The 6,700-nt window shown below is 70.2% G+C and carries 4 protein-coding genes; 2 read left to right on the forward strand and 2 right to left on the reverse strand.

Going from position 1 to position 6,700, the window contains the following annotated elements; genetic code table 11:
• Positions 1-65: 65 nt before the first annotated feature.
• Entirely contained in the window at positions 66-1,775 is a 1,710-nt protein-coding gene (locus E1181_RS23745; RefSeq protein WP_408010516.1) for a bifunctional metallophosphatase/5'-nucleotidase, read from the forward strand.
• Positions 1,776-1,983: 208 nt separating this feature from the next.
• Here the strand turns inward: E1181_RS23745 and E1181_RS23750 are convergent, their stop codons facing one another.
• Both E1181_RS23750 and pruA read right to left on the reverse strand, forming a co-directional pair.
• The gene (locus tag E1181_RS23750; protein ID WP_132677977.1) at positions 1,984-2,913 is read right to left on the reverse strand and encodes a proline dehydrogenase family protein; all 930 of its coding nucleotides are present in this window, start codon (positions 2,911-2,913) and stop codon (positions 1,984-1,986) included.
• A gap of 72 nt (positions 2,914-2,985) precedes the next feature.
• Positions 2,986-4,614 carry an L-glutamate gamma-semialdehyde dehydrogenase gene (gene pruA, locus E1181_RS23755; protein ID WP_132677979.1) on the reverse strand — a complete coding sequence of 543 codons (1,629 nt, stop codon included), beginning with the start codon at positions 4,612-4,614 and terminating at the stop codon, positions 2,986-2,988.
• A 119-nt stretch (positions 4,615-4,733) separates the two neighbouring features.
• Here pruA and E1181_RS23760 point away from each other — a divergent pair, with 119 nt between their 5' ends.
• On the forward strand, positions 4,734-6,389 hold the full coding sequence (locus E1181_RS23760) for a PucR family transcriptional regulator (RefSeq protein WP_132677980.1): 1,656 nt from the start codon (positions 4,734-4,736) through the stop codon (positions 6,387-6,389).
• Positions 6,390-6,700: the final 311 nt, after the last annotated feature.

The following is a 6,700-nucleotide window of genomic DNA, read 5'->3' on the forward strand; positions in this document are numbered from 1 at the left end:
CCGCTGGCGACCCTCCGGCGCGTCGGGGAAGTGGAGCGGAGGGCATTCAGCGGAAGGAAATCGGTGTGAAGACAGCTCGGTTCAGCCGTCCGGCGGCGCTGGGGACCGCCGTGCTGGCCGCGGCGGCGGTGACGGCGGCCCCGGCCGTGTCGGCGACCCCGGCAGCGGTGACGGCCCCGTCGACCAACCAGGTCCGGCTGATCACGTTCAACGACCTGCACGGCAACCTCGAACCCCCGGCGGGCTCGTCCGGCCGCATCACGCTGCCCGACGGCACCGCCGTCGACGCCGGCGGTGCGCAGTTCCTGGCCACCCACGTGGCGCGGCTGCGCGGCGAGGTGAAGAACTCGCTGGTTCTCTCGGCGGGCGACAACGTCGGCGCCTCGCCGGTCAACAGCGCGCTGTTCCACGACGAGCCCACGATCGAATTCCTCAACCAGCTCGGCGTGTCCACTTCGGTCGTCGGAAACCACGAGTTCGACGAGGGATACGAGGAGCTCCAGCGGATGTCCGACGGCGGTTGCCACCCCGCCGACGGCTGCCAGTTCCGAGACCCGTTCCCCGGCGCGGACTTCGAACAGCTCGGCGCCAACGTCACCTTCACCGACGGTCGTCCCGCTCTCAAGCCCTTCGACGTCCAGAACGTCAACGGCACGCGCGTCGGCATCATCGGCGCGACGCTGGAAGAGCTCCCGTCGGTGGTCGCCCCCGGCGCCATCGAAGGTCTCGAGTTCGGCGACGAGGTCGAGGCCATCAACCGCACCTCGAAGATGCTCGACACCATGGGCGTGAAGGCGCAGGTCGTGCTGCTGCACCAGGGCGACAGCGCCGAGAGCGGTGGGCCCGACAGCTGCAACCTGACGCCGGGGCCGGCGAGCGAGATCGCCAAGGCCGCGTCGCCGAACGTGGACCTGATCTTCACCGGGCACAGCCACGCCCAGTACAACTGCACGATCGACGACCCGGCGGGCAACCCGCGCCAGGTGCTGCAAGGCGCCTCCTACGGCCGCCTGCTCTCGGTCGCCGACCTGGCCATCGACCGCGTCAGCCAGGACGTCGTGCGCTCGGAGACCAAGGCGCGCAACGAGATCGTCACCCGCGACGTGCCCGCCGACCCCGCCGCTCAGGCGCTGATCGACGAGGCGGCCACCAAGGCGGCGCCGATCGCCAACCGCCCGGTCGGCAGCATCACCGGAGACCTGCCCCGCGCGGCCGCCCCGTCCGGGGAGTCGCCGCTGGGCGACGTCATCGCCGACGCGCAGTTCGAGGCCACCGCGGCCAACTCGCCGCAGATCGCCATCACCAACCCCGGCGGCATCCGCGCCGACCTGCTCTTCCCCGGCTCACCGGCCGGTGAGGGAGACGGCGTGATCACCTACGGCGAGGCGTTCGCGGTCCAGCCGTTCGGCAACATCATGCAGACCATGACGCTCACCGGCGCCCAGCTCAAGGCCGTCCTCGAGCAGCAGTGGACCCCGGAGGAGACCAACGTCCTGCAGGTCTCGGCCGGTCTGCACTACAGCTACTCGGCGAGTGCGCCGATCGGTTCGAAGGTCACCGAGATCAGCATCAACGGTCAGCCGGTCGATCCCAACGCCCCGTACCGGGTTTCGGTGAACAACTTCCTCGCCGGAGGCGGCGACGGCTTCACCGAACTCACCAAGGGCACCGATGTCGTGGGAGGACCGGTAGACCTCGACGCCTTCCTGGCCTACCTCAACGCCCACCCGGGCATCACCCCACCCCCAGCAGACCGAATCACCGCCCTGCCCTGAAGAACCCACCCACCCGAGGCGACCCCGCAGCCGTGACGCTGCAGTCACCTCGGGTGGGTGCCCTTCCGGATTTCAGTGGAACTCGTCCCCCCCCGATTTCAGTGGAATTCGGGGACCGGGTTTCAGTGGAAATCCGCAACCTGGTTTCAGTGGAAATCGGGGACCGGGTTTCCGCTGAAACCGGGGACTGCCCGGGCGTCGTGCGGGGTCAGCCTTGGGTGGCGAGGGAGCGGAGGAAGAAGGCGACGTTGGCCGGGCGTTCGGCCAGGCGGCGCATGAAGTAGCCGTACCACTCGTCTCCGTAGGCGGTGTAGACGCGGAGCCGCCCGCCGGCGGCGGCGATGCGGCGCTGCTCGTCGGGCCTGATGCCGTAGAGCATCTGGTACTCGAAGTCCGCGTTCGTGCGGCCGTTGCGGGCCGCCAGCTCACCGGCGATGGCGACCATGCGGGGGTCGTGCGAGGCGACCATCGGGTAGCCCTCGCCCTGCATCAGGACCTTCAGGCACCGCACGTAGGAGCGGTCGACCTCCGACTTGTCCTGGTAGGCCACCGATTCCGGCTCGTCGTAGGCGCCCTTGCACAGCCGGACCCGGGAACCGGCCGTGGCCAGGTCGCGGCAGTCCTGCTCGGTCCGCCGCAGGTAGGCCTGCAGCACCGCGCCCACCCACGGGAAGTCCACGCGCAGGTCGCGCAGGATGCCCAGGGTCGAATCGGTGGTGGTGTGGTCCTCCATGTCGAGGGTGACCGTGGTGCCCGCCGCGCTCGCGGCCTCGCAGATCAGCCGGGCGTTGTCCAGCGCGATCTTCTCGCCGTCCGAGGGCAGGAACTGGCCCACCGCCGACAGCTTCACCGACACCTCGGCTCGCTCGGCGAGCCCCTGCTCGGCCAGAACTCCCAGCACCTGCCGGTAGTCCCGGACGGTGGCGGTGGCTTGGCCCGCGTCGAGGGTGTCCTCGCCGAGCCGGTCCAACGTCACGAACAAGCCGTGGCCGCTCAACTCCCGGGTCGCCCGCACGGCGTCCTCGGGCGACGTGCCGGGCACGAAACGCCGAACCACGGGCTTGGTCAGCGGGTTGGCCTCGACGAGCCGTCGCACCGAAGGCGAGCGTCCCGCGGCCAGCAAAGCACTGCGCAACACCGAATTCTCCCCACGCTCAAGCTGTTCCGGACAAAGGGGGCGCCCCGGACCGTCCGGGGCGCCCCGTCGTGCTCATCCCATGTGGGGGTAGGTGTGACCGGTCGGCGCGTCCCAGGTCTCCTTGATGGCGCGCGGGCTGGTCCAGCGCTGGATGTTGAGCAGCGATCCGGCCTTGTCGTTGGTGCCGGAGGCGCGGCTGCCGCCGAAGGGCTGGCGGGAGACGATCGAGCCCGTCGGCTTGTCGTTGACGTAGAAGTTGCCCGCGGCACCGCGCAGCTTGCGGTGGGCTTCGTCGATGGCGGAGCGGTCGGTGGAGAACACCGCGCCGGTCAGCGCGTACGGGCTGGAGGAGTCCACGACGTCGAGGATCTGCGAGTACTGGGCGTCGTCGTAGACGTGCACGGCGAGGATCGGCCCGAAGTACTCGGTGGTGAAGACCTCGTCGGCAGGGTCGGTGCACACCAGCACGGTGGGCTCGACGAAGTAGCCGACGGAGTCGTCGTAGCCGCCACCGGCCAGGACCTCGATGGTGTCGGTGGTCTTGGCGCGGTCCAGCGCCGCCTTGTGCTTGGCGAAGGCGCGCGCGTCGATGACGGCACCGCCGAAGTAGGAGAAGTCGGTGACGTCGCCGAAGCGGATGGTGCGCGCCAGGTCGGCGAGCTCCTCGCGCAGACCGCCCTCCCAGAGGGAGCGCGGCACGTAGGCGCGCGAGGCCGCCGAGCACTTCTGGCCCTGGAACTCGAAGGCGCCGCGGGCGAACGCGGTGGCCAGCGGAGCGGGGTCGGCCGAGGGGTGCACGACGATGAAGTCCTTGCCGCCGGTCTCACCCACGATGCGCGGGTAGCTGTGGTAGGAGTCGAGGTTCTCGCCGATCGTGCGCCACAGCTTCTTGAACGTGGCGGTCGATCCGGTGAAGTGCAGGCCCGCGAAGCCCGGGTCGGTCAGCGCGACGTCGCTGACGGCGTGGCCGTCGCCGGTGACGAGGTTGATCACGCCCGGGGGCAGGCCGGCGGCCTCGAACAGCCGCATCGTGAAGTGCGCGGCGAACTGCTGCGACGGGGTCGGCTTCCACACCACCGTGTTGCCCATCAGCGCGGGCGCGGTGGGCAGGTTGCCGGCGATGGCGGTGAAGTTGAACGGGGTGATCGCGGTGACGAACCCGTCCAGCGGCCGGTAGTCCATCCGGTTCCACTCGCCCGGCACCGAGCGGGGCTGCTCGGCGATGATCTGCCGCGCGTAGTGGACGTTGAACCGCAGGAAGTCGATGAACTCGCAGGCGGCGTCGATCTCGGCCTGCTGCACCGACTTCGACTGGCCGAGGATGGTGGCGCCGTTGATGGTGTCGCGCCAGGGGCCGGCCAGCAGGTCGGCGGCGCGCAGGATGACCGCGGCCCGCTCGTCGAAGGAGGTCGCGGCCCAGCCCGGGGCGGCGTCCTTGGCGGCGGCCACGGCGTCGGCGACGTCGCCCGCGGTGGCCTGGGCGGACGTGCCGAGCACGTGCTGGTGATCGTGGGGCTGGACGACGTCGAAGCGATCGCCGCCCGCCATGCGCTGGGTGCCGCCGATGGTCTGGGTGAGCTCGATGTGCTCGGACTCCAGCTCGGCCACGCGCTTCTGCAGCGACTCGCGTTCCGGCGAGCCGGGCGCGTAGCCCTTGACCGGCTCGTTGTAGGGCACCGGCACCGAGGTGATCGCGTCCATGCCTGTTCCGCCTCCTTGAGACGCCGTGGGTGTGTTGATTGGAGGTTAGGGTGTGACTCACGCCCGGAGATTGTTCAGTTGGCTATCGTTGACGGTGTCGGTTTGTGGGATCGGACAAAATGGCGCGTGATGTCGAGTCGGTCGGAGTGACCGATGTGGGAGTGCCGCTGCGGCAGCTGCTGGCCGCGGTCGGTGACCCCTTGGTGGATGTGCTCGCCGCACCGCGAGGCTTGGACGTCGAGGTTCGTGACGTGGTCATTGTCGACCCCGAGGAGGAGTCCGGCAGCGCTCGCGACAACGATTTCGTGCTGGTCATCGGCGCGCGCGGCCGGGCCGCGGCACCGCTGGTGCGGGCCGCGGCGCGCGACGGCGCCTCGGTGGTGGCGGTCAAGATCGGCTCCGAGCCCGAGGCGCGAGCGTTGCGGGACACCGCGATCGCGGGCGGCATCGCGCTGCTGGGCGTGCGACCGGAGGTCCGCTGGGAGCGGCTGGAGGCCTACGCCCACAACGCGATCGACAACGCCCGGCTGACCAGCGACGCGGATGTCGGCGAGGCGTTGGGCGACCTGTTCTCGCTGGCCCAGACGGTCGCGGCGATGACCGACGGCATCGTCAGCATCGAGGACACCGCGAGCCGCGTGCTGGCCTACTCGCGCTCCGACGACGAGGTCGACGAGCTGCGGCGGCTGTCCATCCTCGGCCGCCAAGGTCCCGAGCAGTACCTGGCGATGTTGCGCGAATGGGGCGTCTACCAGCGACTTCGCGCCGGTGAGGACGTGGTGCGCATCGACGAGCGACCGGACCTGGGCATCCGGCGCCGGATGGCGGTGGGCATCCACGCGGGCAACCAACCGCTCGGCTCGATCTGGGTGCAGGAGGGGCGGCGCCCGCTGTCGGAGCGGTCCGAACGCGCGCTGCTCGGTGCCGCGCGGCTGGCGGCCCTGCAGCTGATCCGGCAGCGCTCAGAGGCCACCGCGGGACCGAGGCTCCGGGAGAACCTCCTGGCCGGGCTGCTGGAGGGGCGGGTCGACGCGCGCTCGGTCGCCGACAACATCGGCGCCGACGCGGACCGGCCCGCGGTCGTCGCGGTGTTCACCCTGCGCCCGATGGGCAGCGTCGACCGCTCGGAGCTGGAGCTGCAGCGGGCGGAGATGACCGGCCTGATCTCGGTGCACGCGTCGGCCTACCGGCGCAGCGCGCTGGTCACGACCATCGGGTCGCGGGTGTACGTGCTGCTGCCGGAGCTGCCGGAGCGCTCCGCCGCGCACTCGGCGCTGTCGCTGACCCGCGAGATCGTCGCCGCCGCCAAGCAGCACCTGACCTCGCGGGTGCAGGCGGGAGTCGGCTCTGCCGTGCTGACGCTGGACGAGGTGGCCGAGTCGCGGGCCGAGGCGGACCGGGTGCTGGACGCGCTGGTGCACGACATCGACGCCGAGGTCGCCACGATCTCCGACGTGCGCGCGCAGGTGGTGATCAGCGAGATCCTCACCGTGCTGCAGGGCAACGAGCGCTACCGGGACGCCCGGCTCACCGCCCTCCACGACCACGACTCCGAGCACGCCACGGACCTCGCGCGCAGCCTGCTTGCCTACCTGGACCACTTCGGCGACGTCAAAGCCGCCAGCTCGGCCCTGCACGTGCACCCCAACACCCTGCGCTACCGGGTTCGCCGCGCCACCGACCTCACGGGCATCGACCTCGCCGATGCCACCGAACGCCTCAACACCCACCTCCAACTCCTTCTCACCAAACGCACCCGACACCGCCCAACCTGACCAGGCACAACACGCCGCGCAGGGGAGGCCCTTCGAATTTCGCGCGAAATTCGACCCGGAAACCTCGCCTTCGAACTTCGCGCGAAATTCGAAACCCCCACGTCAGGAGAGGTGCCGCGGAGCGGGCTGGGCTCGTGCGTTGTCACGCGCCGGGTGAACGATTCGAATTTCGCGCGAAATTCGACCCCGAACTTTCGGAGTCGAATTTCGCGCGAAATTCGACTGTGCTGGGTGGGGTCAGAGCTTGCGGAGGCGGACTCTGTTGATGGTGTGGTCGATGTCCTTGCGGAGGACGAGGGTCGCGCGGGGGC

Source organism: Saccharopolyspora terrae (assembly GCF_004348435.1).
GTDB classification, from domain to species: domain Bacteria; phylum Actinomycetota; class Actinomycetes; order Mycobacteriales; family Pseudonocardiaceae; genus Saccharopolyspora; species Saccharopolyspora endophytica.

Bases quoted from the DNA above. Each gene is read 5' to 3' on its own strand.
- E1181_RS23760 (WP_132677980.1), top strand. From the start codon at position 4,734: ATGGCGCGTGATGTCGAGTCGGTCGGAGTGACCGATGTGGGAGTGCCG.
- pruA (WP_132677979.1), bottom strand. From the start codon at position 4,614: ATGGACGCGATCACCTCGGTGCCGGTGCCCTACAACGAGCCGGTCAAG.